Raw genomic sequence first — 24,972 nt, 5'->3', positions numbered from 1 at the left:
CACTCAAAAATAAAGAGTGCTAAAAAAGACAATTAAACCAAAAGGATGAACAATGAACTTTCAACCATTAGGCAAGCGTGTTCTAGTCGAACGCGTAGAGGAGACAAAGACCACGGCTTCGGGCATCATTATACCTGATAACGCAAAAGAAAAACCTTTAAGCGGTGAGGTAAAAGCAGTTGGTGCTGAAGTAGAGGGTGTAAAAGTTGGTGATAAAGTTGTATTTGCAAAATACGGTGGCACTGAGATAAATTTAGATGATAAAACATATCTTGTTTTAAACATTGATGATGTTTTAGGCGTGATTAAATAATTTAAAAAGGAAAAACAATGGCAAAAGAAATTTTTTACTCTGATGATGCAAGAAACCGCCTATACGAGGGCGTAAAAAAACTAAATGATGCTGTAAAAGTAACAATGGGACCAAGAGGTAGAAACGTCCTTATCCAAAAGAGCTTTGGCGCTCCAAACATCACAAAAGACGGCGTTAGTGTGGCTAAAGAGGTTGAGCTAAAAGATACTATCGAAAACATGGGTGCAAGTTTAGTTAGAGAAGTAGCAAGTAAGACAAACGACCAAGCAGGTGACGGCACGACAACAGCTACTGTACTAGCTCACGCGATATTTAAAGAGGGTCTTAGAAACGTAACTGCTGGCGCAAATCCTATCGAAGTAAAACGCGGTATGGATAAAGAAGTAGCAGCTCTTATAGATGCACTAAAAAATATCTCTAAAAAAGTATCAGGTTCAAAAGAGATCGCTCAGATCGCTACTATCTCTGCTAACTCAGATGAGAGCATCGGCAAACTAATCGCTGATGCGATGGAAAAAGTTGGCAAAGATGGCGTCATAACAGTAGAAGAGGCAAAATCTATCCAAGACGAGCTAAGTGTTGTTGAGGGTATGCAGTTTGACCGCGGATATCTAAGCCCATACTTCATCACAAACCCTGAAAAGATGCAAGTTGAGCTAAGTAACCCATTTATATTGCTATTTGACAAGAAGATTACAAATTTAAAAGATCTACTCCCTGTGCTTGAGCAAGTACAAAAGAGTGGCAAACCGCTACTAATCATCGCTGAAGATATTGAGGGCGAGGCACTTGCAACGCTTGTTGTAAATAAGCTTCGCGGCGTGCTAAACATCTCAGCTGTTAAAGCTCCTGGCTTTGGCGACAGAAGAAAAGCGATGCTTGAAGACATCGCTATCTTAACAGGTGGCGAAGTTATCAGCGAAGAGTTAGGCAGAACACTTGAGAGCGCTACTATAAACGACCTTGGACAAGCTTCAAGCGTAGTTATCGACAAAGATAACACAACTATCGTAAATGGTGCAGGCGAAAAGTCAGCAATAGACGCTAGAATAACTCAGATCAAAGCACAAATTGCAGAGACAACAAGTGACTATGACAAAGAAAAACTTCAAGAGCGCCTTGCAAAACTAAGTGGTGGCGTGGCAGTTATCAAAGTAGGTGCTGCGACTGAGACTGAGATGAAAGAGAAAAAAGACCGCGTAGATGACGCACTAAGTGCTACTCGTGCAGCCGTAGAAGAGGGTATCGTAGTAGGTGGCGGTTCAGCTCTTATCCTTGCTTCAAAGAGCGTAAATTTAAATTTACAAGGTGATGAGGCAATCGGCGCTGAGATCGTTAGAAGAGCGCTTCGTGCTCCACTTCGCCAAATCGCTGAAAACGCTGGATTTGATGCAGGCGTGGTAGCAAACGCAGTTGAAACAAGCAAAGATGCAAATTTTGGCTTTAATGCTGCAACTGGCGAATATGTAAATATGTTTGAAGCTGGTATCATCGACCCAGTTAAAGTTGAGAGAGTTGCGCTTCAAAACGCTGTTAGCGTGGCTAGCTTGCTACTAACAACTGAAGCAACTATCAGCGAGATAAAAGAAGAAAAAGCAATGCCTGCAATGCCTGACATGGGCGGAATGGGTGGTATGGGCGGCATGATGTAGCAGCCCTTTTCGAGCTAGAGCCTTCTAGCTCGAATTTATATTTAAACTTTAGCCTCACTAAATTTATAAAATTATTTACTCCTTTTTAAATTTATTCTTGTATCATTTTGCTTTCTTTTAGGGAGAATTTACAATGAAATATGATGAAATTTTTAGAGAATACGACATCCGTGGCATTTTTGAAAAAGACTTGACAGAAGATAGCGTCAAGGCTATAGGGCTTGCTTTGGGTAAGAAATTTAACGAATTTGGCGTAAAAACCTTAAGTGTTGGCTTTGACGCAAGACTAAGTGCTAGAACGCTTTTTAGGTACCTGCTAAGTGGCCTAAACAAGGCTGGTGGCTTTAAAATTTACAACATCGGCTTACTTCCAACTCCCGTTGGCTACTTTAGTGTTTATGCTGATTATTTCGACGCAAATATCATGATCACGGGCTCTCACAACCCAAAAGAGTACAACGGCTTTAAGATTACTATCAAAAAAGATAGTTTTTTTGGCAAAGATCTGCAAATTTTAAAAGATAAAGTTAATGAGATAATCGCCTCAAATTTAGAGATCGCAGACGATGAGAGCTGTGAGAAATTTAATATCCTAGAAAAATATGTCGAGTTTTTTGTAAAAGAATTTAGTGAGCTTAAAAATTTCAAAAAGCCTTTTATCATCGACTGTGCAAATGGAGCTGTTGGCGTGAGTTTGGTGCCTATCGTCAAGGCACTCGGGCTAAATGCAAAAATTTTATATGAAGATCCAGACGGAAATTTCCCAAATCACCATCCAGACCCAAGTGAAAAAGAGAATTTAAAAGAGATATTTTCGCTCATCGAAAAGAAGGAGTTTGACCTTGGATTTGGCTTTGACGGAGATGGCGATAGGATTGCGGTTATAACGCCAAAAAGAGATATAAAAGGCGATGAGCTAGCATATCTTTATGCTCTAAATATGAAACATCCAAAGGTGCTTGGTGAGGTTAAGTGTTCGCAAAACATGTACGATGAGATCGCAAAGATCGGCGAAGTTTTCATGGGTAAGACTGGGCATAGCAACATCAAAAAGATGATGAAAGAGCTAAACGTAGATCTCGCAGCTGAAGTTAGTGGCCATATCTTCTTTAAGGAGCGCTATTTTGGCTTTGATGATGCGCTTTATGCGATGATGAGGGTGCTTGAGCTAGTTCATAAAGGCTTTGACCTTGACGGTGAGCTTGATAAGATGCCACTTGTCTTTAGCACCGATGAGATCAAGATAAAGACGACTGACGAGGCTAAATTTAAGATAGTAGCCAAGCTAAAAGAGTGTGTGAAAAACGAGAGTTGCGACCTGCCAAAGATAAAAAATATTATCGACATTGATGGCATAAGAATTCAGTTTGAAAATGGCTGGGCGCTAGTGCGCGCATCAAATACAACGCCAGTTATCGTCACTAGATTTGAGGCAAAGAGCAAGGAATTTCTAGAAGAGATCGAGCAAAAGGTGACAAATTTATTAAAGAGCTTAATGTAGCTTACAATAAGCATTTTGGGCTAAATTTACTCCAAAATGCTTTTAAAATTTTATTTAGACATTCAAAAACTAAGATCTATCTTTCTTGCCTAGCTTTCGCGGATTTTTTCTCTGCATACATACTATCTGTAATTTAAATTTATCAAAAACATGCATCTTAGCTTTTTTGAACCTTCATGTGGATAATGCAATTTAAATCCAAAAGTAGTCTATATAATATTGGCGTTCAGTTTATTGTTGCAAGGGTTCATCTACTAGCTTACTGCTCAGGTATGTAAGATATCCGTCCTTTATGGATTTTATGCAGTGTAACCTACCGGCAAAAATTTTTACAAACGTATTTGTTAAATTTAAAAAAAGAGAGATGGCGTAAAGATTTACGCCATTAAATTTTTAAAGTTTGCCGCCTTCAACGACAAGTGATTCTGGATTGACACTATCACCATAGATCGGTTTTAGTGTAGCATCATAGTCTTTATGGAAGAAATTTTCTTTTCCAAGCTCAATGATCTCATTGTTTAGCCAGTCAAGTAAAGCTTTGTTACCTTTTTTAACAGCTGGTGCTATCACATCCACATCACCAAGTGCTTCAACACCTACGACAAAGCCTGGAGTCTCTTTTGCCCAGGCAAAAAGTAGGGCATTATCATGTGCTAGTGCGGCACCTCTTTTATCAACCAAAGCTGCAAATGTTTCAGTATTTTGGTCATATTTTGCAAGCTTAATGTCAGGATAATTTTTTGTAAAAAACGCGTCTGCGGTTGTGCCCTTATTTACGATTAGGGTTTTGTCTTTTAGCTCATCGATGCTCTTTATCACCGCACCTTCAGGGCTTACGATGCCAAGCGAAACCTTCATGTATGGAAGTGCAAAATCAACAACTTGTGCACGCTCAGGTGTTTTTGTAAAATTTGCAAGCGTGATATCTACTTTATCAGCTACTAAAACTTCAACTCTACCAGCAGCCTCAACTAGCTCAAATTTTACCTTACTCTCATCGCCTAGTAGGTCTTTTGCGATACGTTTTGCAAAGTAAATATCATAGCCTTGGTTTTTGCCGTCTTTATCGACATAGCCAAATGGTGGTTTGTCGCTAAAAACGCCAATTCTTACATATCCGCGCTCTTTGATCTTTGCGATCGCATCAGCTTCGTTTGAAGCAGCTTTTGCCGTGTCGGCACCTTTGTCATTACCACAACCCGTTAGAAAGACGGTAGCGATTAATGCTAATAAGAAAAATTTAAATTTTCTCACTCTTTCTCCTTGTAAAAAAGTTAAATAAATAAGAGCGTTAAAATTTCGCTCTAAACGCATTTTGAAAAAACGGCAAATTATCTCTTATTTTTTCTAAAACGAGAATAAATTTAGAAATTTCTTCGCGCGATCGCTCTTTGGGTTGGTAAAAAATTCCTCTGGCTCGCTGATCTCCACGATCGCCCCAGCGTCCATAAATACGATCTTGTTTGCAACCGCCCTTGCAAAGCTCATCTCGTGGGTGACTATTAGCATCGTCATGCCATCTTTGGCTAAATTTAGTATCACGTCAAGCACCTCTCTAACGATCTCTGGATCAAGCGCAGCCGTAACCTCGTCAAATAGCATAATTTCAGGGTTTAAACAAAGGCTTCTTACTATTGCTATGCGCTGCTTTTGACCGCCGCTTAGCTCCTTTGGATAGGCAAATTTCTTATCAAGTAGCCCAACCTTGCTTAGCCACATATCAGCTGTCTTTTCGGCCTCGACCCTATCTCTTTTTTGCACCTTTAAAGGCCCAAGAAGGACGTTGTCTATGACGTTCATGTGATCAAACAGCTCGTAACTTTGAAAGACCATGCCGACTTTTTGGCGGATCCTTTGCCAATCATTAAATTTAGCGTCTATCACTTCACCGTCTATAATGATCTCACCGCTTGCTATGCTCTCAAGACCGTTTATACACCTAAGAGTTGTGCTTTTGCCACAGCCAGATGGTCCAAGAAGCACGACCACTTCGCCGCTTTTAACCTCTAAATTTATATCTTTTAAGGCGTGAAGCTCTCCATAAAATTTATTTATTTTTTTAAGTTCTAATATATTTTCGCTCATTTTAGCTCCATTTTTCTTCTAGTTTTTTTGATAATTTTGAGACTGGATAGCAGATCGCAAAATATAAAAAGAATATGAGCGTGTATATCCAAAATGGCGCCATAGGATTTGTAAATACATTTCGCTCAATGATCTGCTGACCGACTTTGACCACCTCTACAACGCCGATTAGCACGACTATGGAGGTCGTTTTTATCATACGGCTTAGTAAATTTACAGCTCCAGGCACTAGCCTTCTCGTGGCTAGTGGGATGATGACGTGAGAGTAAATTTGAAATTTACTAAGTCCAAGCGATGCGGCTGATTCAAATTGATGTTTTGGTATTGATGTTATTGCGCCACGCACGATGTCCATCATTTCAAAAATTCCCCACAAGCTAAAGACGATGAGTGAGGCTGTAAATGCTGAAATATGAATATCAAACGCCTTACTGACACCAAAATAAAATAAAAATAGCCAAACGATCTGAGGCATTATGCGAACGATTTCTAGGCAAATTTTTAAAATAAAATAGATAAATTTGTTTTTCATGCTCATAAGCACGCCAAACACTAAGCCACCGATTATAGAGATAAAGATAGAGATAAATGAAATTTCTGTGCTAACGACTAGACCTTCAAAGAGCCTTAGTAAATTTTGCGTGTCAAATAAAATACTAACTCCTTGCATTTCTCACCCTTTTTTCGACATAGCTAAGTACTAGCGAGACTGGCAAGATAATGATGAGATAGCTAATAACCAGCATAAAAAGCGCTTCGTCTGTTTTGTAATAAAGCCCAATGAGATCCTTTGCGACGTAAACTAGATCGGCAAGGGCTACGATACTAACGATGCTTGTCTCTTTTAGTAAAAAGATAATATTTGCACTAATGCTTGGCACTGCCACACTAAATGCTTGAGGCAAGATAACATATCTTAGGAGCTGATTTTTACTAAGTGCGATGCTTAGTCCCGCTTCTATCTGTGACCTTCTCACCGCCTCAAAGCCAAGCCTAAAGCTCTCACTCATGTAGCTGCCACCAAGAAAGCTAAGCCCAGCGACCGCACAGGTAAAGCCGCTCATCGACACTCCAAGCTTTGGCAAGCCATAATATAAAAAGAAAAGCTGTATAAGAAGTGGCGTATTTCTTGAGAGCTCGACATAGCAGTCAATCACTTTTGATAGAAATTTGAGCTTGTAAAATTTCACAGCCATACAAAAAATACCGATCAAAATAGAAAAAACGATCCCTAAAAAGGCGATCTCACAGGTAAGCACTCCGGCCTTAACATAAAGCGGATAAAATTTCTCAATAAACTCAAAATCCATAAAACTTTAATCCAATCTGAAAAATGGAGTTATTTTATCTTATAATCATAAATTTAAAACTAATTAGATATGATCTTGCTTTAAATTTAAGCTTGAAAAAAGGATAAAATTTGATCGATCTTTTTCAGATCATCGGCTTTTTAGGGATGATTTGCATCGTGATGGGTTACTTTTTACTTCAGATTGGCCGCCTAAATAGCCGCAATCTAGCCTATCAGATAATAAATTTAGTAGGTGCGGTGCTACTTATCATCTCGCTTTTTGTGCACTTTAACCTCGGTTCATTTTTGATAGAGGTCTTTTGGATATTCATTACGATTTATGGAATTTATAAAATTTATAAGGAGAGAGCGTGAGAGCGTATGCAGAGTGGGAAAAGCAGGAGCTTTTGTTTTTATCGCTGCCACATAGTAAGAGTGACTGGGAACCTTATTTAGAGGAGATTTTAGCTAGTTATGAAGAGCTAGTGGCTGCTATTACGCCCTTTGAAAAGGTGGTGCTCATCTGCCCTGATGAGGCAAATTTCGCTAGGTTTAAGAAATTTAAAAATGTTGAGTTTGTTAAGCTTGAGACTGATGATACTTGGATCAGAGACTACGGCATGATCGACGTTTGTGCCGAAGATAGCGTAAAGAGTTATGACTTTAAATTTAACGCTTGGGGCGGTAAATTTAAGAGCTCAAAAGATGATGCCCTAAATTTGGAGCTAGCTAAAATTTATAAAACCAGGCTTGAGCCAGTTGATATGATACTAGAGGGCGGAAGTGTTGAGTTTAACGGAGATGGCGTGCTTTTAACCACCTCAAAATGCTTACTAAATGAAAATAGAAACAAAGCACTTAGCAAAGAGCAGATCGAAGAAAAACTAAAAAATTTATTTGGCTTAAAGCGTATCATCTGGCTTGAAAATGGCTTTATAAAAGGCGATGACACAGATAGTCACATCGACACTTTAGCGCGTTTTATCACGCCTGATACTATCGCTTACGCATCTTGCGAAGATGAGAGTGATGAGCACTTTGATGAGCTTAAAAAGATGGAGGATGAGCTTAAAAAAACTGGCTTTAAGCTACTTGCTCTGCCGCTTCCTAAGCCTAAATTTTATGAGGGCAAAAGGCTTGGCTGCACCTATGCAAATTTCATCTTTATAAATGGTGCCTTGATCGTGCCAACATATAACGACGAAAACGATGAAAAGGTGCTAAATTTACTAGCCAAGGCGCTGCCAGATAGAAAGATCATCGGTGTAAATTCGCTAGTTTTTGTCCGTCAAAATGGCTCGCTTCACTGCTCAAGCCAAAATAGATACAAGAGGGCTTAGCCTTGTCAAGTCCGTTTGATTATGAGTTTAACCGCATAAATAAGCAGGAGTGCACGCAGGGCGAAAATAAGGCCGTTATCGCAGCTGGAGCTTGCGCCTTTTTGCTCGCACTTGTGAAATTTGCAGCTGGGCTTTTTAGCGGCTCAGTCGCTGTGCTTGGCTCGGCGATTGATTCAATGCTTGATTTTATCGTTTCACTTTTAAATTTATTTGCGCTTAGAAAGTCAAGAAAGCAAGCCGATGAGAGATTTAACTTTGGCTACACAAAGCTAGAGGCCTTGGCAGCGCTATTTGAGTGCGTCATCATCGTGCTGGCTGCTGGATATATATTTTATGAGAGCGTTAAGAAATTTAGCGAGCCAAATTTAGAGATAGACCTTGGCTTAAGCCTTGGCGTGATGGTGTTTTCGGTCATAGTGACGCTATGTTTGGTGCTATTTTTAAACCAAATTTCTAAAAAAAGTGGCAACCTTATCATAAAAGCAGACGCGCTGCACTATAAGATCGACCTTTTTAGCAACCTTGCAGTCATCATCTCACTACTTATCATTAAATTTAGCGGCTTTGTGATGATAGATGCGATCTTTGGTATCGTGATAAGTGGCTACATCGCTCAAAGCGCCATAAGTCTTGGCAAAGACGCCTTTGGTGTCTTGCTAGATCACGCAGCAAGCCCTGAGGTCACAGAGGAGATCATCAAGATGATAAAGGCAAAGCAGAGGATTTCAGACTTTCACTACCTAAACACAAGGCAGAGCACAAATACCATATTTTTAACGCTGCATTTAGTTTTTGACAAAGATATCTCGCTTTACGACGCGCACGAAGTAGCTGACTCGCTTGAAGCTGAGATAAGAGAGAAATTTAAGGAATTTTCGTGGCAGATAACCACGCATTTAGACCCATACAACGACAAAGAAGGGAAATGAGATGAAAGTAGCACTACTTCAACAAGAATTTAAAGGGACAAAAGAGGCGACCATCGCAAAGACGCTTGAGCTAATAGCTGAGGCAAAAAAAGGTGGCGCTGATCTAGTCGTCTGCCAAGAGCTGCACCAGACGCAATACTTTTGCCAAAGCGAGGATACAAATTTTTTTGATCATGCAAACGACTGGCAAGAGGACGTCGCTTTTTGGGGCATGGTAGCAAAAGAAAATGGCGTTGTTTTAGTCACTTCGCTCTTTGAAAAGAGGGCTGACGGACTTTATCACAACACCGCCTTTGTCTTCGAGCGTGATGGCAGCGTGGCTGGCAAATACCGAAAAATGCACATCCCTGATGACCCTGGATTTTATGAGAAATTTTACTTCACGCCTGGCGATATCGGCTTTGAGCCGATCGAAACTAGCCTTGGTAAGCTTGGAGTTTTGGTCTGTTGGGATCAGTGGTATCCAGAGGCGGCAAGGCTCATGGCGCTAAAAGGGGCGAAAATTCTCATCTATCCAACGGCTATTGGCTGGTTTGAGGGTGATAATGACGATGAAAAGTCAAGACAGCTTGAAGCGTGGGTGGCGGTACAACGAGGTCACAGCGTGGCAAATGGCCTGCCGGTTGTTGCAGTAAATCGTGTGGGCTTTGAAAAAGATGATAGCGGCGTGATGGATGGGATAAAATTTTGGGGAAATAGCTTTGTCTTTGGCCCACAAGGCGAGCAACTTTTCCGTGCAGATAGCCATAGCGAGCAGTGTAAGATCGTAGAAATAGACATGAAAAGAAGCGAAGAAGTGCGCAGAATTTGGCCATTTTTAAGAGACCGCAGGATCGATGCCTACGCAAATATCACAAAGAGGTTTATCGACTAAATTTAGAGCTAGAATTTCTAGCTCTTTTAAAATGTAAATTTCTTATCCACTATGCGGACTATCCTGCCGCCAAGCCTTTTTGCCTGCTCTTCGTTGTGCGTGGTGATGATGATGGTGTATCTTTGCGACAAGCTTTTTAAAAGCTCCTCTATAATCAAGATATTTTTCATATCAAGCGATGAGCATGGCTCATCAAGCATGAGCACTTCTGGCTTTGTCGTTAGCATCCTTGCAATGCAAAGTCTTTGCTTTTGACCGCCGGAAAGTTTGCTAGCTGGCATATTTAAGTCACTTATTTCATCTAGTAAATTTACGCTTTTAAGCAGCTCTTCTACTCTTTTTTGCTTATCTTTTATGTTGCCCTCATAAAATTCCATCGCATAGGTCAAATTTCTCTCGACGCTAAAAGGAAATAGCGTGGAGTCTTGAAAGAGTATGGCTAGCTTTCGTCTTAGCCAAATTTCGCCCTTACCTTTGATATTTTGGCCTTTAAATAGGATCTCTCCGCTATATCGGCCGCCCTTTTGCTCCAAAAAGCCATTTAGCGTCGAAAGAAATGTTGATTTGCCACATCCTGAGCTACCCATTAGGCAGATGATCTCGTTTTTGGCGACGTTTAAATTTAGATATTTTAAAATTTCATTATCTTGGTAAAAGATACTAAGATCTTTTATGTTTAAAATATCTGGCAATTTTCTCTCCTATATCAAATAAAACTACGGCTGAAAGCAGGTGCAAAATGATAAGTATAAAGATGAGCACAAGCGCCGTGGCGTAGGCATTTTGCGTTGCGACTGACTGGCTTAGGAGCATGTGCAGGTGAAATGGTAGTGCCATGACTGGCGAGAGCAGGCCTTCTGCCTTTGCCATGAAGACAACCCCTGTTAAAAGTAGCGGTGCGGTAGCTCCTATGGCATAGCTGCCAGCTAGTATCAAGATCGATATGATATTTTTTCTAATAGTTGGCAAAACCAGTTTTCTAGCCATAAAATTTTTATCAACGCCAAGTGCGAAGCTATCTCTTAACATCTTTTCATCGATCTGCGAGATCACCTTTTCAACGCTTACTTCAACAAATGGAAAGACCATCAAAGCAAGCGTAATGCTAGCTGTTAGCAGGCTTTTTGGGATATCAAGGCTAACGATAAAAAGTCCATAAACAAACATTCCAAGCAAGATAGAAGGTATCGAAGCCATCGTTTGGATGATAAATTTAAGCCCAAGCTTTATCGTGCTAGAAGTGCAGTAAATTTGCCTATAAATGGCGCAGCTAACGCCAAGAAGTGCTGAAAATATCATAGATAATATCATCAGCAAAAATGAGCCTATGATGGCGTCTTTTATGCCGCCGCTCTCACCTAAATTTAAACCTTGCGGGTTTTTGGTTAGAAAGTCTAAATTTATCTGAGAGATGCCATTTGCAAAGATGAAAAAAAATATCCAAAATATCACCGCAATGACGATAAAAACGCAAAGATAAGTGTAAAATTTGACTAAAAAATCCTTAAAAGCGTTCATTGTTTTTCTCAAATTTAAAGATAAAGATATTTAGCAAAAATATAAAAACAAGCAGGATAAATCCGCTTGCAATAAGAGCGTGATAGTGCAGGCTGCCAGCCTCGCTCATACCCATTTCAAGGGCTATTAGAGATGGTATGGTTTGAGCTTTTGAGAGCAGGTGCGGAAAAAGCGGGGTGTTGCCTATGACCATCATCACAGCCATCGTCTCGCCAGCTGCCCTTGAAAATGCGAGTATAAAGCCTGAAATGCTTGCTTTGATCGATTTTCTTAAAATGACCTTACGTATAAAGTATCCCGTGCTTACGCCAAGAGCGTCTGAGTTTGTCTTGAAATTTTGCTTTAGCAGACCCACGCTTTGGAGCAAATGCGAGGTAAAAAAGGGCAGTATCATTACACTAAGGATGAGGCTTGCTGCTAGAACTGACTCTCCAGCGGACATTTTTAACCCTGATTCTAAAATTTTCACAACCGTGTAAAGTGCGAAAAATCCGTAAATGATCGAGGGTATACCAGCTAAAATTCTTATCATCCAGTCTAGCACATGTCTAAGCCAGGCATTCGCAAAAAAGCAGACAAAGATAGTAACGCCAAGCGAGATAAAAAATGAAAATATGCAAGCTAAAAACGCAACTGCAAAATTTGCGACTAGGATATTAAATAGTCCAAAGCTAAAAGGCTCTGTGCTAACGTCCCAGTCGCCATTTAGTAAGAAGTCAAAAAGGCTTACTTTTGCAAAGAAACTCGTGGAATTTATCAGTAAAAACCCCACGAGTAAAAGCAAAAGCATGGAGGATAAAAGTGTGAAAAGATATATCGCGCCTTTAAAAATTTGCCCTGTCATTGGCTATTTTACTGGTATAAATCCCATTTTTTCGATAGTCTTTTGACCTTCGGCTGAATTTAACACGTCAACAAAAATTTGCTCACTCTTGCTTAGATCGCCACTTTTTACGATGATGAGCGGACGAGAGATGTAGTATTTGCCATCAACTATATTTTTAACAGTTGGTTCGACGCCATCAACGTTTAGTGGTATTAGCTTGCCTTTGTTTTGGTTTGTGATACCAAAAGATGCGTAGCCAATAGCATTTTTATTTTCGATGATCTTTGAGACTAGTGCGCCCATTGATGGTGATTGGATGACGTTTTTGCTAACTTTGACATCTTTCATGATCTTTTTTTGAAATACCTCGTGAGCACCGCCACCAAGATCTCTTGTAACTACGACTATTTCGTCATTTGGTAGGGATTTGTCAAGGTCACTCCACTTTTTGTACTCGCCTGAGAAAATTTTGACGATCTCGTCTTTGCTTAAATTTCCGCCCTTTAGCTTTATCACCTCATTTTCTGGGTTTACAGCCACGCAAAGTGCGTCTATGCCAAGCGTATAGGCTTTCATATCCTTGATCTTTGCCTTTTCGCTATCTTTTATATCGCGAGCTAGCATGCCAAAGTCAGCGACATGATCAAGTACAGCTTTTACGCCAGCGCCAGAACCACCAGCTGAGACAAAAATGGTGATATTTTTGTTTGGCAAAGAGCTATCAACCTTGTCCCAAGTCTCGTACTTTTCAATAAAGTCGGTTGAAATTTTAGCAATAACTGGAGCCAGAGTAGATGAGCCACTAAAGCTAACCTGCGTTTTCTCGTCTGCACCAGAAGCAAAATTTAAAGATAAAAGCAGCATAGAAGCAGCCAACATAAGTGATTTTTTCATGAAAAACCTCCAAAATTTGATTGTTATTAACATTTATAAAAGCTATTGATTAGTTGTAAATTTGCAACAGTTTTTCTAAAACTTAGAACTGCGGTGGATTATACAATAAAAAACGATATTTAAATAGCCGGTTTATCAAATTTATTTTGGCTGATAAAGAAATATAAATTTAATCTTAAGAAAATATTTTTTTAAGTCTTGATTGTGTAGAATGGTTGCAACTTTACTAAAACGGCATGAAAATATCATATCAAATAAGGTAAAAAGCTAAATTTATAGAATAAAATAGCCTTAAATTTCTTGAAAGGATCTTAGATGAAAACTACTTCTTTGGCACTTGCTGGTTTGCTTTTAGCAACAACTCTTTCGGCAAAAGAATTTATCAGTATCGGTACTGGCGGCATGACAGGTACTTATTATCCGATAGGTGGAGCGATTTGCCGTTTAGCAAACAAAAATACTAATGTAAAATGCTCAGTCCAATCAACTGGCGGCTCAGTCTATAACGTGAATAACGTCCTCAAAAAAGAGCTTACATTTGGCTTCGTTCAAAGTGACGTTGTCTATGATAAATTTAATGGCACTGGCAAATTTGACGGAGCAAAAGATGAAAATTTACGCTCAGTAGTTGCTATCTATCCAGAACTTCTTGCATTTGTTGTAGCAAAAGATAGCGGTCTTACAAGTGATCTTGCTTCATTTGCAGGTAAAAAATATAACGTCGGAAACCCAGGCAGTGGCAACGAAGTAAGCACGCTTGAAGTCTTTAAAGCAAAAGGCTTTGACGTTTCAAAACTAGGCTACCGCGGCGTTTTAACAGTTGGCGAATGCCCACACGCACTAAAAGATAAAAAGATAGACGGATATAGCTTTGTAGTCGGTCACCCAACCGCAAACATCACTGACGCTGCGACATCTTTGCCTATCGATATCCTAAATATCGAAGGTAGCGAGATCGACAAACTTCTTGCAGACAAGCCATACTTTGCAAAAGGCGTGATCCCAAAAGGCTCATATGACGGCGTCGATCACGATGTAAACACTATCGGCGTAAAAGCTGTTTTGGTAACCAATAAAGACACAAAAGATGAGGCCGTAAAAGCTGTGATAAAAGCTATTTTAGACAACTTTGATGAGTATAAAACTCTTCACCCAGCGCTAAAATCAGTAAATAAAGAAGATCTTGTCCAAGGTCTTTCAGCTCCGCTTCACCCAGCTGCAGAGGCTGCATTTAAAGAGGCTGGTATTTTAAAATAATCCATTTCCAGAGGCTTTTGCCTCTGGATAAAATTTAAATATACAAATTCTTTTAAATTTATATATTTAAATTTTTAAAGGAGAGAGATGAACGAAGTCAAAGACAACGAAGAACAATTTGTCGAAGTAAAAACAAGGGAGATAAATAGCAATTTTTATAACTATTTCATTGCGATCGTATGCTTTTCTTGGTCAGTTTTTCAGCTTTATATAGCTTATTTTCCGCTAAATACAAACATTTCGCGCTCGATACACTTAGCCTTTGCGGTTGGTCTTGTATTTTTGCTTTATCCAGTCACTTTTCATAAAAAGGCACATTCTAGTTTGCCATTTTACGATCTAGTCTTTTGCGTGGTAGGCGTAGTTACTGTGCTTTATCCGGCGGTTTATTTTTATGAGCTAGCTGATAGGACCGGGGACTACATCACACAAGATATCGTCATATCATTTTTAGCGATCATTGTCTTGCTTGAGGCTGGCAGGCGTGTCATGGGACCAGCACTTCCAATTATTTGTATATTATTTTTGATATATGATCACTTTGGCCCTTATATGCCAGACATCATCGCTCATCAGGGTGCCAGCTTTGAAAAGATCGCAGGACACATGTTCTTGACAACTGAGGGCATCTTTGGTGTGCCTATCGGAGTTAGCGTTAGCTTTATCTATCTTTTTGTTCTTTTTGGCTCATTGCTTGAGAGGGCAGGTGCTGGGCAATATTTCATAAATTTAGCTTTCTCTCTTCTTGGAAAATATAGAGGCGGTCCAGCTAAGGCCTCGGTCATCGCAAGTGGTCTAACTGGCATGGTTTCAGGAAGCTCCACTGCAAATGTTGTAACCGTTGGCACATTTACCATACCACTTATGAAAAAAGCTGGTCTTTCACGCACAAAAGCTGGAGCCATCGAAGTTGCAGCTGGCGTAAATGGACAGCTCATGCCACCTATCATGGGCGCAGCTGCTTTTATCATCGCTGAGTTTTTAGGCATGACATATACAAATGTCATGATGGCGGCGGTTATCCCAGCGTTTGCTTGTTATTTGTCGCTATTTTTTATCGTTCATTTAGAAAGCGTGAAGCTTGGCTTAAAAGGTATAAATCAAAGCGAGTTTCACTCAAGATTTAAAATTTTTGTAAGCGGACTTCACTATATAACTCCGATTTTGATTTTGCTTTATACGCTATTAATCGCAAAAGAGTCAGCCATCGCTGCAGCATTTAATGCGATTGGATTTTTATTTTTAATAATGATCTTTCAAGAGCCAGTTAAAAAACTAGCAAGTGGCGAAAAAGTTGGAATAAATGATGTGTTAATAGGCTTTGAAGATATATTTTGGGCGATGGTTGCAGCCGCAAAAAGCATGACAACGATCGCTATAGCAACCGCGCTTGCAGGTATCATCGTGGGCTCTATCTCTCTAACTGGCCTTGGCCAAGTACTTTCAGATCTAGTTGAGCTACTTGCTGGTGATAATATAGTTATGATATTGCTTCTTACTGCGATGATGTCGCTAATACTAGGAATGGGTCTTCCAACGACGGCAAACTACATTGTAGTTTCAAGTCTTGTGGCACCTGTTATTTTATTTTTAGCGCACAAAAATGGCTTTTTAATCCCAGCCATTGCTGTGCATCTTTTTGTCTTTTACTTTGGAATTTTAGCTGATGACACGCCACCAGTTGGTATCGCAGCTTATGCAGCAGCTGGTATTGCTAAAGCAAATCCTATAACTGTTGGTGTTCAAGGATTCTTTTATGATCTAAGAACGGCGATCTTGCCATTTGCCTTTTTCTTTAACAACAAACTTATGCTAATAGAAAGCGTAAATGAGGGCGACCCGCTTGATTCAAAAGGAATAATCTGGATGAGTAATCCGCTTGAAATTTTACTTGTCTTTGGTATGGCGATCGTGGGAATGTTTGCTTTTTCAAGCTTACTTCAAGGCTTCTATGTTACAAAGCTTAGAATTTGGGAGCGTATTCTTTTGATCCCTGTTGTGCCACTAGCTCTTGTACCAAATATATGTGCGAAATTTAATCTTATACCAAACGAATACACTGCTTATATCGTAGCTGCTGTACTTTATGGATTTGTTTTTATGACTCAATGGGGCATTAAAGATAAACCACTTGATCAAATAAAAATAATCTAATCTTAGGCAAGAGCGTTCTTGCCTAAATTTCTAATATAAATTTTTAGAGCTACCTTTATACTTTGGATAATTTCTATTTAAAATAAGTGTTTTTTGGATTTTTTGTTTAAGGATAAAAGAATTTTTAGGCTCGAAAGCCTAAAAATTATAGTTGTTTTGAGCGTCTTAGATCACCTGCAAATTCGCAAGACATCTTATCACCTAATTCGCAGCCTTTTACTAAAAATTCATAAGCTTTTTTAAATTCTTTAGCCTCTATCAAGATAGAACCTACCATCTCGCAAGAATATCCATCATTCTTCTCACAAGCTTTATTAAAAAGTTCTCTTGCTTTTTGTGGCTCAGTATTTAGATAAAGTCCACCAGCTGCCGAGCAACCTTCAACCTCACCAGCTTCGCAAGCTTTGTTATAGTACTCTAAGGCCTTGCTTGGATTAGGTAGAGCTGTTTTTCCTAGTTGGTAAATCGCTCCAACTTTTACGCAAGATTTTACATCATTTGCCAAACATCCTGCTTCAAATTTAGCCAAAGCTTCTTTAAAATTTGAGCTCCCATATGCCTTTAGGCCATCTTCAAAGTTGCCTGCAAAAGCACAAGTGGCTAAGATTGAGATAAAAATCATTTTTTTCATTGAAATTCCCTTTTTTGTGAATTAACATGCAATTTTAGCATATTAATTTTTACACTTACTTGATGAAAAATAATTACGCTTTTAAAATTTGCTCTTGTTTTTTATAATCAGGCATGATTTTTTCTATAAAATCGTAAAAACTTTTTTGATGATGCGGATAGAGCAGGTGTGTTAGCTCGTGAAGAACGACGTAGCGTACGGCTGAGAGCGGCTTTTCTATGAGTCTTAGGCTTAGGTTTATATAGCCTTTTTTGTGGTTGCAACTACCCCAGCGAGTTTTGCTATTTCGTATGACGATGCGCTTGATTGGCTTATTTATAAAAGGCTGAAAATGGCTTACAAGCTCTAAAAATAGCTCTTTTGCTCTTACTTTTTTAAAACGCTCAAGGCTTTTTAAATTTGGCGTAAAGACAAACTCGCCATCAAAAAATGGCTCTTTAAAATTTTCATCAAATTTTATCTTATAAATTTGCCCAAGAAATTTTACCTCATCATCTTTTGGTAAATTTGCAAGAGCTTTTTTGTAAGTATTTTCAATCCAAATTCTGTGCATCTCAAGAAAGCTAAGAGCCATCTTTTGTGTGCTGTAAAATGGCATAGATAGCGTGATCTTAGCGTCCTTGCCAACTCTTAGACGCATGGATTTTACATTTGTTTTAAAATTTATTAAAACGCTTAGCCCATAAAAGTCTAAATTTATGCTCTTTTGCTTTAAACTAGGCGTTTTTCTTGCCATTTTTTGCTTCTCCAGCGCCACGTATTTGCAAGGCCTCTTAGCCACTCATCAGCACAAAATCCTATCCAAACGCCGATAATTCCCCAGCCAAGATAGATGCCTAAAAAATATCCAAGTGGCAGCGAAAGCCCCCACATAAAGATAAGGCCAGTTGCAAGAGGAAATTTTGCATCACCGCTTGCACGAAGGGCATTTACGATGACGATATTAAAGGTTCTGCCAGCTTCAAGAAATATCGAAAGTGTAAAAAGCGGTAGCATGATCGCACGTAAATTTTCATTTAAATTTAGTGCGTCCATGATTTGATACTTTAGTGCATAAGCTATAAGCACGACTACTAGCGTGATAAAAACTCCAAGTCTTAGCGCTCTAAATGTCCTTGTATAGGCCTCATTAAACTCGCTTGCTCCAACTAAATGCCCAACGATGACCTCGTTTGCCACGCTAATGCTCGCTCCACAAAGCAAGATAAGAAGTGTGATCTGAAAGTAAATAGTCTGCACGCTAAGGCTAGCCTCGCCCATGCTTGCCACAAAGCCAAAAGCGACCATGTATTGCGCCATCCAGAGTAAATTTTCGCCTGCGCTTGGAAGGCCGATTGAGAGGATTTTCTTTAAAATTTCAAATGGTACGACAAGCAGTTTTTTAAAATAAATTTTAACTTTTGCCTTTTGACTTAGCATATAAGCTAGCACAAAAATGCCTACTAATCTGCCAACAAGTGTCGAGAGAGCGACTCCTTGTAGTCCTAAATTTGGCAGATTAAACCAGCCAAAAAGGGAGATAGCATTGCCCAAAATCGTAATTACGTTCATTAAAACCGAAGTTAGCATAACAGCAGTTGCTAGATTATAAACACGAAGCACCGCAGCTAGCACCATGCCGATACCATCAAAGAGCAGTGCAAAGCCAAGGATATGTAGATATGAGAAGCTATCATTTATAAGCTCTTTTGGCACGTTTAGTAAATTTAAGATGTTGTAGCCAAAGACGTAGATAACGATAGCTGAGAAGATACCAAAGAGCGTATTTGACGTGATACTTGCGTGTATGACGTTTGAGGCAAGATCGTTCTTTTTAGCTCCAAGTGCTTGGGCGACGACGACTGAACAGCCAATGCTTAGAAAGTTAAAAATGGTCATAAAAAGATCCATCACTTGATTACCAGCACCCATTGCACCAACTAGATGCACACTCACTTTTGTAACCATGTAAGTGTTGATGATGAGCGTAATGAAGTGTAAAAACATATCTAAAAATATAGGAATTACTAATTTTTTCATAGAAAGATTCATTAAATGCTCGCTTGAAAGTCTAAATTTATGTGGCAATTATAGCCAAATTAGGTTTTAGCTCCCTTTTGATATAATCGCGAGAAATTTAAAAAATGAGAGAAAAATGGCATTAATCGACCTGATAGACGTAAGTAAAAAATTTGGCGCAAACGAGATTTTAAACGCTGTAAATTTTAGTGTAAATGAAAATGAGAAAATAGCTATCATCGGCAAAAATGGCAGCGGCAAGAGCACGCTTATGAAGATCATCTCTGGTGAGGTGGCAGCAGATAGCGGCAGACGCATAGTGCAAAACCTAATAAGCGTCGAGATGCTAGCGCAAAATCCAAATTTTAACGCCACTTTTAGTGTAAGAGATGCGCTAAATAACGAGCTAAAGGAGATATTTGACGCGATAAGCGAGTACGAAAAGAGTGGTGTTTTACTAGCAAATGATCCTGAAAACAAAGAAATTTTAAAAGAGCAAGAGAGACTATTAAAGTTTATAGAGGCAAAGGATGGCTGGAATATCGAGCATAAGATCGAGCGAATTTTGCAAGAATTTAAGCTAAAAGAGTATGAAAATAGGCCCATTTGCTCACTAAGTGGCGGCGAGATCAGACGCGTGGCACTGGGTGCACTCATCCTTAAAAAGCCAGATGTGCTGCTACTTGATGAGCCAACAAACCACCTTGATGTTTACATGGTCAAATTTCTTGAAGATATGCTAAAGGGCTCAAATCAAAGCATAGTTTTTATAAGTCACGATAGGTATTTTATCGATGCGCTGGCAACCAGGTGCGTTGAGGTTGAGGATGCAAGCTTAAAAAATTTCGAGGGCGGATATGCAAACTATCTAACCAAAAAAGAGGAAATTTTAGCAAGCCTTGCAAAGTCGCATGAGACGCTGCTAAAACAGCTAAAGGCTGAAGAGGAGTGGCTAAGAAGAGGCGTAAAAGCTAGGCTAAAGCGAAACGAGGGCAGAAAAGAGCGGGTACTTGCTATGCGAGAAGAAGCCAAGAAAAATCCAGGCGTGATAAGGCGAGTGAGGCTAGAGCTTGAGCGTGCTAGTAAAAATTTCAACCAAACGCAGAGCCAAAACCGCAAAAAAATGCTATTTGAGTTTAAAAATTTAAGCAAAAGTATAGACGGCAAGGTGCTTTTTGAAAAATTTGACGCAAGAGTCTTGCAGGGCGAGAGGATCGCCATAGTCGGACGAAATGGCAGTGGCAAAAGCACGCTACTTAAAATTTTACTAGGACTTGAAAAGCCAAGTAGCGGCGAGATAAAAAGAGGAGAGGTGAGTATCGGCTACTTTGATCAGGCTAGAAATGTCCTTGATGATGAGAAGAGCCTAATTGAAACCTTTTGCCCAAATGGCGGCGATCATGTGCTAGTTCGTGGGCGAAATATGCACGTTTATGGATATCTTAAAAATTTCCTCTTCCCGAAGGAATTTTTAGATAAAAAGATAGGCGTTTTAAGTGGTGGCGAGAAAAACCGCGTCGCTTTGGCGCTTCTTTTTACCAAAACTTACGATGTGCTGGTGCTTGATGAGCCGACAAATGACCTTGATATCGCAACTATCAACATCTTAGAAGACTATCTGCAAAGCTTTGAGGGGGCTATTTTGTTAGTTAGCCACGATAGATATTTTGTCGATAAGATGGCAAATAAGCTTTGGGCGTTTGAGGGCACAAAGATAAATGTCTTACATGAAGAGTATAGCGTCTATTTGGAGCTTGAAGATGAGATGAAAGAGCTTGATAAATTTGAAAAAGAGCTCGCAAATAGCCAAAATGAAGCGAAGCAAAAGAACAAAACAGGCGCAAAGCTAAGCTATAAACAGACACAAATTTTAAACACATATCCAGACAAAATTTCAGCCCTTGAAGCGAGAGTAGCCGAGCTAAACGAGGGGTTAAGCGATCCTAAAATTTATCAAGAAGTGGGCCTAACTAAGCTTTATGAAGAGCTTGAAAAGGCAAAAGCTGAGCTTGAAAGCCTAGAAAATGAGTATTTTGAAGTGCTAGAGATTGCCGAGGAGCTAGAGTAGTTTGAAAAAGATCGGTAGGATTGGCGCGCTATATACAAGAGTTGTTAGGCAAAATTTTGTTGTAAGCCTTAGCATTGTGGTTGATGAGAAGAGATTTAGTGAGACATTTTCACCTGATATATGCAAATATGAAGTAGGTGATCTAGTGGAGATAAAATATAAAAAGGTTGGAGATAGAGAGCATTGGGCTAATCGCAACAAATAGAGAAAATTCGGACTTATATGAAAGGTTGAAAAATTTATTTTATTTGATTATGTCTTTGTATTTTTCTCTTTTTTTGTTGATGGTGATTTATTATGGGGTTTTAAAGAATTTTAGTATTATTGGAGCTATTTTAGCGTTATGTGCTGTTTGGCTATTAAATACAGTAGTTCGGATAGTATATTATGATTTTTTGATATTTCGATATTTTATATTTGATTAGGTGCTTTGAAATTTAAATGTATGAAAGGTTTTTGGCGTTTTTAAATGATTTTACAAATTTCGCCCGTAGACGGACTTTGCGTCCTATCTTGGGACGAAAATTGATAAAAAACATTTAAATTTGCTCAAAAATTCTTTGCCGCGAGCTTTGCGCTTGAAATTTGTGAAATAAATAAGCAAGCAGTTTGATAAATTTTACGCCTTTAATAAAATTTATACCAATCTAGCAAAAGGATGCAGTTAAGCCTCAAAATCCAGTTTCAAATTTCATTTCAGCGAGTGATGAGATGCTTACTTTTGTGTCAAATTTGGGCCAAAAGTGGCGCGTGAGCGACGGCGGGGCGGAGTTTATGGGGCAAAATTTAGTTTTATCGGCTCAAAGCCGGTTTTGCAAAATTTAAAAGACTACAAAACGGCTGATTATAAAAATTTTGCCGATATCAAAAACTTTCTAAACTCAAATCCAAATATCCAAAGTAAAATTTTAAGTGGCGAGATAAGTTACGTCGGAGACAATCTAAGCGGCACAGGGGTCAAATTTGCCCCCGAGTATTTTTACGATTTTTTAAAATTTACGGTTGAAAACATCCCAGAGCATCGCTATTTTTGCGCTTCCGAGGCGGGCTGGATTTTACTCGTTGCGATGGAGGGATACGTAGAATTTGGCGTTTTGGACTAACGGAGCCTCTAAATTTAACCCTTTACAAGCTTGCGTGATCAACATAAGCCAGCCTTGCTTGGGGTGCTTAAATTGTGCAAATTTGCAAAATACGTTATCGCCGTCTATCTTGAGCTACCCGCACTAAAGTTTCTAAATCCCGCCTTAAATCAGACGGAGTTTAGAAGGTTGTAAATGAGTCAAATTTAGGCGGTTTTTGCGCTCTTGTTGCCAAAAATTTCTAAAAATTTAACCGCTAGTTTTTGAAATAGATTTTTTTTGCGTTTGCTAAGTAAAAATTTTGCCGTCTCGCTTCTACCAAACATCACCGCAAAAGCCCAAGGCGTCATGCCTAGTCCATTATTTGCTTCGATATCGGCCCCAGCATCAACTAGCGCTTTTACTACATCTAAGTGCCCCTTAAACGCAGCGCCCGCAAGCGGAGTTTGCCCGCGGTCGTTGCGTTCATCTACTCTAGCGCCGTTTGAGAGCAGCATATTTACGGTATTTAGAGCATTGTTATAACTAGCCAGCATCAAAAGCGTATCACCTTTGGCTGATTTTAAATTTACGCTAAGCCCCGCCTTTATCATCTTTTCTAGCTCGTCTGCTTCGTTTTGCCTCGCAAAATCAAGCGCCATGGCGCAAAGTTCGCTATATCTTTGCTCTTCAGCCTGCGTTAAATTTGTCAAATTTTAGCCTTTAGAGCTGCTCTGACGCCGTTTGCGTACTCTGGCGAGATTTGCTCAAAATGCCCTATCGCGCGCTCTTTTATCGCTTCGCTCACACCAGCCATGCTCTCTGCGATATTGCTAAAAAGTTGTGATTTTTGGCTATCGTTCATTAGTGCAAAAAGTGCTCTAGGTTGCGAGTAATAATCCTGATCCTCGGCTCTATGGTCGTATCTTTGCATTGCGCCTTCTAAATTTATATCAGGCTCTAGCAGGCTTCTATCTTCTTTGCCGCCACCAAAGCTGTTTGGCTCATAGTAGGCCTTGTCGTCGAGTTCATACATTCCGTTATTCATCGCACCGCCCACGACGTAGGTGTTTATTTCGCTTATCGGACGATTTACGCTTAGCTGCGCGTAGTGCGTGCCTATGCGATATCTTTGAGCGTCCGGATAGCTAAAGATTCTTGCTTGAAGCATTTTATCGGGGCTAAAGCTGATACCAGGGACTATATTTGACGGGCTAAATGCGGCTTGCTCTACTTCGTTGAAGTAATTTTTAGGGTTTTCATTTAGCGTCATGACACCAACGTCGATAAGCGGAAATTCCTTATGTGACCATGTTTTGGTTAGATCAAACGGGTTAAATTTGACGCTTTTTGCTTGATCTTGGGTCATTATTTGGATTTTAAAATCCCAACTTGGAAAATCTCCTTTTTCTATGCTTTCAAAGAGGTCTCTTTGGTTGCTCTCCCTGTCTTTTGTGATTATTTGCGCGGCTTCATCGTTGGTTAAATTTTTAATGCCTTGACGAGTTTTAAAGTGAAATTTGACCCAAAATCTCTCGTTTTTGTCATTTATAAAGCTATAGGTGTGGCTGCCAAATCCATGCATATGGCGGTAGCTAGCAGGTATGCCGCGGTCGCTCATTAAAATCGTAACTTGGTGCATAGTTTCAGGGCTCAAGCTCCAAAAATCCCAAGCGGCTTCGTTTGAGCGTAGATGCGTGCGCGGGTCGCGTTTTTGAGTATGGATGAAATCGGGGAATTTATACGGGTCTTTGATGAAAAAAATCGGAGTGTTGTTTCCGACTAAGTCCCAGTTACCCTCTTTTGTGTAAAATTTAATCGCAAAGCCCCTTACGTCGCGCTCGGCATCAGCCGCTCCAGCCTCTCCGGCTACGGTAGAAAATCTCAGGAACAGTCTCGTTTTCTCGCCTTTTTGCAAAACATTTGCTTTCGTATAGCGCGAGATATCGTGCGTGATCTCTAGCGTACCGTACGCAGCGCTACCTTTTGCATGGACGGCTCTTTCCGGGATGCGTTCTCTGTTTTGGTGGGCTAGTTTTTCAAGTAGTTGATAATCTTGCAGCATTATGCCGCCGCGGCTACCCGCAGTAAGCGAGTTTTGATTGTCGGCTATCGGATTGCCTGAAGTGGTGGTTAGTTTTTTCATATTTTTCCTTTTTAATAAAAATTGTTATTTCGGAATTATACTTATTTAGAATAAAATTTTTCTTAAGTAATAAAAATTATTAGTAGAAAAATTTATAAATTGTGGATATTGGAAAATTAACTGCATTTTGGCGATAAATTTGCTATTCAATATTTTAAAATTTGACTTATTCGCTTTTTAGGATATGTTAAGAGAGTCTTATAGATATCGGCAAAAAAGAAATATGATAAAATCACAAAAGTCTAAATTTAATCTTAATGGTTTTAAAAGCATTCATAGTAGAGCATTTTGCTTCATTGATGACGTAAAAGTCTATGCTGTGGTATCAAGCGGCGTTATGGCGTGGATTGATGGCTGCTAGCTCGGGGTGGAGGCGGTTATCTGTTTTGGTTGGTTTTATTAGCTACCGGAGTTGCCGAGCTAAATGAGGGACT

General features: G+C 39.6%; 26 protein-coding genes. 13 read left to right on the top strand and 13 right to left on the bottom strand.

The features are described from left to right. The first annotated feature begins 52 nt into the window (after positions 1-52). The 3 genes from groES to CYO92_RS01745 all read left to right on the top strand — a co-directional run bounded on the left by groES (position 53) and on the right by CYO92_RS01745 (position 3,466). Positions 53-313 (top strand): co-chaperone GroES, encoded by a 261-nt coding sequence (gene groES / locus CYO92_RS01755; RefSeq protein WP_021091238.1) that lies wholly within the window; start codon positions 53-55, stop codon positions 311-313. A 17-nt stretch (positions 314-330) separates the two neighbouring features. Next, a complete protein-coding gene (gene groL, locus CYO92_RS01750) occupies positions 331-1,965 on the top strand; it encodes a chaperonin GroEL (RefSeq protein WP_002940160.1) in 1,635 nt (544 codons plus the stop codon). A gap of 133 nt (positions 1,966-2,098) precedes the next feature. Further along, positions 2,099-3,466 carry a phosphomannomutase/phosphoglucomutase gene (locus tag CYO92_RS01745; protein WP_103589329.1) on the top strand — a complete coding sequence of 456 codons (1,368 nt, stop codon included), beginning with the start codon at positions 2,099-2,101 and terminating at the stop codon, positions 3,464-3,466. 393 nt (positions 3,467-3,859) lie between these two features. On the opposite strand, the gene CYO92_RS01740 is transcribed toward CYO92_RS01745, so the two are convergent. The 4 genes from CYO92_RS01740 to CYO92_RS01725 all read right to left on the bottom strand — a co-directional run bounded on the left by CYO92_RS01740 (position 3,860) and on the right by CYO92_RS01725 (position 6,861). Further along, positions 3,860-4,720: a cysteine ABC transporter substrate-binding protein gene (locus CYO92_RS01740; protein ID WP_087577940.1), complete on the bottom strand. Its 861-nt coding sequence runs from the start codon at positions 4,718-4,720 to the stop codon at positions 3,860-3,862. Positions 4,721-4,813: 93 nt separating this feature from the next. Continuing rightward, positions 4,814-5,551 (bottom strand): amino acid ABC transporter ATP-binding protein, encoded by a 738-nt coding sequence (locus tag CYO92_RS01735; RefSeq protein ID WP_103576670.1) that lies wholly within the window; start codon positions 5,549-5,551, stop codon positions 4,814-4,816. A 1-nt stretch (position 5,552) separates the two neighbouring features. Beyond that, positions 5,553-6,221, bottom strand: coding sequence for an amino acid ABC transporter permease (locus CYO92_RS01730; protein ID WP_084110058.1), 669 nt, complete (start codon positions 6,219-6,221; stop codon positions 5,553-5,555). Beyond that, positions 6,208-6,861: an amino acid ABC transporter permease gene (locus CYO92_RS01725; protein ID WP_103589328.1), complete on the bottom strand. Its 654-nt coding sequence runs from the start codon at positions 6,859-6,861 to the stop codon at positions 6,208-6,210. The genes CYO92_RS01730 and CYO92_RS01725 overlap by 14 nt, the downstream gene beginning before the upstream one ends. Positions 6,862-6,971: 110 nt before the next feature. Here CYO92_RS01725 and CYO92_RS01720 point away from each other — a divergent pair, with 110 nt between their 5' ends. The 4 genes from CYO92_RS01720 to CYO92_RS01705 are packed head-to-tail and all read left to right on the top strand — an operon-like array spanning position 6,972 to position 9,985. Continuing rightward, the gene (locus tag CYO92_RS01720) at positions 6,972-7,217 is read left to right on the top strand and encodes a CBU_0592 family membrane protein (protein ID WP_103589327.1); all 246 of its coding nucleotides are present in this window, start codon (positions 6,972-6,974) and stop codon (positions 7,215-7,217) included. Next, complete coding sequence (locus tag CYO92_RS01715) at positions 7,214-8,182, top strand: agmatine deiminase family protein (protein ID WP_103589326.1); 969 nt, start codon at positions 7,214-7,216, stop codon at positions 8,180-8,182. Before CYO92_RS01720 ends, CYO92_RS01715 begins: the two co-directional genes overlap by 4 nt. A 2-nt stretch (positions 8,183-8,184) precedes the next feature. Next, positions 8,185-9,111, top strand: a complete 927-nt coding sequence (locus tag CYO92_RS01710; protein ID WP_103589325.1) for a cation diffusion facilitator family transporter — start codon at positions 8,185-8,187, stop codon at positions 9,109-9,111. Position 9,112: 1 nt separating this feature from the next. Next, positions 9,113-9,985: a carbon-nitrogen hydrolase gene (locus tag CYO92_RS01705; protein WP_103589324.1), complete on the top strand. Its 873-nt coding sequence runs from the start codon at positions 9,113-9,115 to the stop codon at positions 9,983-9,985. A gap of 26 nt (positions 9,986-10,011) precedes the next feature. Here CYO92_RS01705 and CYO92_RS01700 read toward each other — a convergent pair whose 3' ends face one another. Genes CYO92_RS01700 through CYO92_RS01685 form a run of 4 tightly spaced genes read right to left on the bottom strand, consistent with a single transcriptional unit; the run spans position 10,012 to position 13,223 of the window. Continuing rightward, positions 10,012-10,677, bottom strand: coding sequence for a phosphate ABC transporter ATP-binding protein (locus CYO92_RS01700; protein ID WP_103589323.1), 666 nt, complete (start codon positions 10,675-10,677; stop codon positions 10,012-10,014). Continuing rightward, the gene (locus tag CYO92_RS01695) at positions 10,646-11,503 is read right to left on the bottom strand and encodes a PstA family ABC transporter permease (protein ID WP_103589322.1); all 858 of its coding nucleotides are present in this window, start codon (positions 11,501-11,503) and stop codon (positions 10,646-10,648) included. Before CYO92_RS01695 ends, CYO92_RS01700 begins: the two co-directional genes overlap by 32 nt. Beyond that, positions 11,490-12,347 (bottom strand): phosphate ABC transporter permease subunit PstC, encoded by an 858-nt coding sequence (gene pstC, locus CYO92_RS01690; RefSeq protein ID WP_103589321.1) that lies wholly within the window; start codon positions 12,345-12,347, stop codon positions 11,490-11,492. Before pstC ends, CYO92_RS01695 begins: the two co-directional genes overlap by 14 nt. 3 nt (positions 12,348-12,350) lie before the next feature. Then, positions 12,351-13,223 carry a phosphate ABC transporter substrate-binding protein gene (locus CYO92_RS01685; protein ID WP_084042175.1) on the bottom strand — a complete coding sequence of 291 codons (873 nt, stop codon included), beginning with the start codon at positions 13,221-13,223 and terminating at the stop codon, positions 12,351-12,353. 315 nt (positions 13,224-13,538) lie between these two features. On the opposite strand from CYO92_RS01685, the gene CYO92_RS01680 reads away from it, so the two are divergent. Then, positions 13,539-14,480, top strand: coding sequence for a TAXI family TRAP transporter solute-binding subunit (locus CYO92_RS01680; protein WP_103589320.1), 942 nt, complete (start codon positions 13,539-13,541; stop codon positions 14,478-14,480). 87 nt (positions 14,481-14,567) lie between these two features. Then, positions 14,568-16,634: a TRAP transporter permease gene (locus tag CYO92_RS01675; RefSeq protein ID WP_103589319.1), complete on the top strand. Its 2,067-nt coding sequence runs from the start codon at positions 14,568-14,570 to the stop codon at positions 16,632-16,634. Positions 16,635-16,779: 145 nt separating this feature from the next. Here CYO92_RS01675 and CYO92_RS01670 read toward each other — a convergent pair whose 3' ends face one another. The 3 genes from CYO92_RS01670 to CYO92_RS01660 all read right to left on the bottom strand — a co-directional run bounded on the left by CYO92_RS01670 (position 16,780) and on the right by CYO92_RS01660 (position 19,296). Next, the gene (locus tag CYO92_RS01670) at positions 16,780-17,265 is read right to left on the bottom strand and encodes a tetratricopeptide repeat protein (RefSeq protein WP_087580722.1); all 486 of its coding nucleotides are present in this window, start codon (positions 17,263-17,265) and stop codon (positions 16,780-16,782) included. A 73-nt stretch (positions 17,266-17,338) separates the two neighbouring features. After that, positions 17,339-18,001: a M48 family metallopeptidase gene (locus tag CYO92_RS01665; protein WP_180997863.1), complete on the bottom strand. Its 663-nt coding sequence runs from the start codon at positions 17,999-18,001 to the stop codon at positions 17,339-17,341. Then, positions 17,977-19,296: an MATE family efflux transporter gene (locus tag CYO92_RS01660; RefSeq protein ID WP_103559260.1), complete on the bottom strand. Its 1,320-nt coding sequence runs from the start codon at positions 19,294-19,296 to the stop codon at positions 17,977-17,979. Before CYO92_RS01660 ends, CYO92_RS01665 begins: the two co-directional genes overlap by 25 nt. 103 nt (positions 19,297-19,399) lie before the next feature. Here CYO92_RS01660 and abc-f point away from each other — a divergent pair, with 103 nt between their 5' ends. The 3 genes from abc-f to CYO92_RS01645 all read left to right on the top strand — a co-directional run bounded on the left by abc-f (position 19,400) and on the right by CYO92_RS01645 (position 22,434). Then, positions 19,400-21,331: a ribosomal protection-like ABC-F family protein gene (gene abc-f, locus CYO92_RS01655; RefSeq protein WP_103559239.1), complete on the top strand. Its 1,932-nt coding sequence runs from the start codon at positions 19,400-19,402 to the stop codon at positions 21,329-21,331. A 1-nt stretch (position 21,332) separates the two neighbouring features. After that, entirely contained in the window at positions 21,333-21,536 is a 204-nt protein-coding gene (locus tag CYO92_RS09290; RefSeq protein WP_180997864.1) for a hypothetical protein, read from the top strand. 538 nt (positions 21,537-22,074) lie between these two features. Beyond that, positions 22,075-22,434: a hypothetical protein gene (locus tag CYO92_RS01645; RefSeq protein WP_223315351.1), complete on the top strand. Its 360-nt coding sequence runs from the start codon at positions 22,075-22,077 to the stop codon at positions 22,432-22,434. Positions 22,435-22,619: 185 nt separating this feature from the next. Here CYO92_RS01645 and CYO92_RS01640 read toward each other — a convergent pair whose 3' ends face one another. After that, positions 22,620-23,105 carry an ankyrin repeat domain-containing protein gene (locus tag CYO92_RS01640; RefSeq protein WP_103589317.1) on the bottom strand — a complete coding sequence of 162 codons (486 nt, stop codon included), beginning with the start codon at positions 23,103-23,105 and terminating at the stop codon, positions 22,620-22,622. Beyond that, positions 23,102-24,538: a catalase gene (locus CYO92_RS01635; RefSeq protein ID WP_103559240.1), complete on the bottom strand. Its 1,437-nt coding sequence runs from the start codon at positions 24,536-24,538 to the stop codon at positions 23,102-23,104. Before CYO92_RS01635 ends, CYO92_RS01640 begins: the two co-directional genes overlap by 4 nt. A gap of 223 nt (positions 24,539-24,761) precedes the next feature. Between CYO92_RS01635 and CYO92_RS09285 the strand changes: the two genes are divergently transcribed. Continuing rightward, a complete protein-coding gene (locus CYO92_RS09285) occupies positions 24,762-24,899 on the top strand; it encodes a hypothetical protein (RefSeq protein WP_180997865.1) in 138 nt (45 codons plus the stop codon). Positions 24,900-24,972: the final 73 nt, after the last annotated feature.

The organism is Campylobacter concisus, assembly GCF_002913715.1.
GTDB lineage: Bacteria > Campylobacterota > Campylobacteria > Campylobacterales > Campylobacteraceae > Campylobacter_A > Campylobacter_A concisus_AG.
Note: the sequence above shows the minus strand (reverse complement) of the source record. Positions and strands in the feature narration are given on the sequence as shown.

Bases quoted from the DNA above. Each gene is read 5' to 3' on its own strand.
- groES (WP_021091238.1), top strand. From the start codon at position 53: ATGAACTTTCAACCATTAGGCAAGCGTGTTCTAGTCGAACGCGTAGAG.
- groL (WP_002940160.1), top strand. From the start codon at position 331: ATGGCAAAAGAAATTTTTTACTCTGATGATGCAAGAAACCGCCTATAC.
- CYO92_RS01745 (WP_103589329.1), top strand. From the start codon at position 2,099: ATGAAATATGATGAAATTTTTAGAGAATACGACATCCGTGGCATTTTT.
- CYO92_RS01735 (WP_103576670.1), bottom strand. From the start codon at position 5,551: ATGAGCGAAAATATATTAGAACTTAAAAAAATAAATAAATTTTATGGA.
- CYO92_RS01730 (WP_084110058.1), bottom strand. From the start codon at position 6,221: ATGCAAGGAGTTAGTATTTTATTTGACACGCAAAATTTACTAAGGCTC.
- CYO92_RS01725 (WP_103589328.1), bottom strand. From the start codon at position 6,861: ATGGATTTTGAGTTTATTGAGAAATTTTATCCGCTTTATGTTAAGGCC.
- CYO92_RS01705 (WP_103589324.1), top strand. From the start codon at position 9,113: ATGAAAGTAGCACTACTTCAACAAGAATTTAAAGGGACAAAAGAGGCG.
- CYO92_RS01695 (WP_103589322.1), bottom strand. From the start codon at position 11,503: ATGAACGCTTTTAAGGATTTTTTAGTCAAATTTTACACTTATCTTTGC.
- pstC (WP_103589321.1), bottom strand. From the start codon at position 12,347: ATGACAGGGCAAATTTTTAAAGGCGCGATATATCTTTTCACACTTTTA.
- CYO92_RS01685 (WP_084042175.1), bottom strand. From the start codon at position 13,223: ATGAAAAAATCACTTATGTTGGCTGCTTCTATGCTGCTTTTATCTTTA.
- CYO92_RS01680 (WP_103589320.1), top strand. From the start codon at position 13,539: ATGAAAACTACTTCTTTGGCACTTGCTGGTTTGCTTTTAGCAACAACT.
- CYO92_RS01675 (WP_103589319.1), top strand. From the start codon at position 14,568: ATGAACGAAGTCAAAGACAACGAAGAACAATTTGTCGAAGTAAAAACA.
- CYO92_RS01670 (WP_087580722.1), bottom strand. From the start codon at position 17,265: ATGAAAAAAATGATTTTTATCTCAATCTTAGCCACTTGTGCTTTTGCA.
- CYO92_RS01665 (WP_180997863.1), bottom strand. From the start codon at position 18,001: ATGGCAAGAAAAACGCCTAGTTTAAAGCAAAAGAGCATAAATTTAGAC.
- CYO92_RS01660 (WP_103559260.1), bottom strand. From the start codon at position 19,296: ATGAATCTTTCTATGAAAAAATTAGTAATTCCTATATTTTTAGATATG.
- abc-f (WP_103559239.1), top strand. From the start codon at position 19,400: ATGGCATTAATCGACCTGATAGACGTAAGTAAAAAATTTGGCGCAAAC.
- CYO92_RS01635 (WP_103559240.1), bottom strand. From the start codon at position 24,538: ATGAAAAAACTAACCACCACTTCAGGCAATCCGATAGCCGACAATCAA.
- CYO92_RS09285 (WP_180997865.1), top strand. From the start codon at position 24,762: ATGATAAAATCACAAAAGTCTAAATTTAATCTTAATGGTTTTAAAAGC.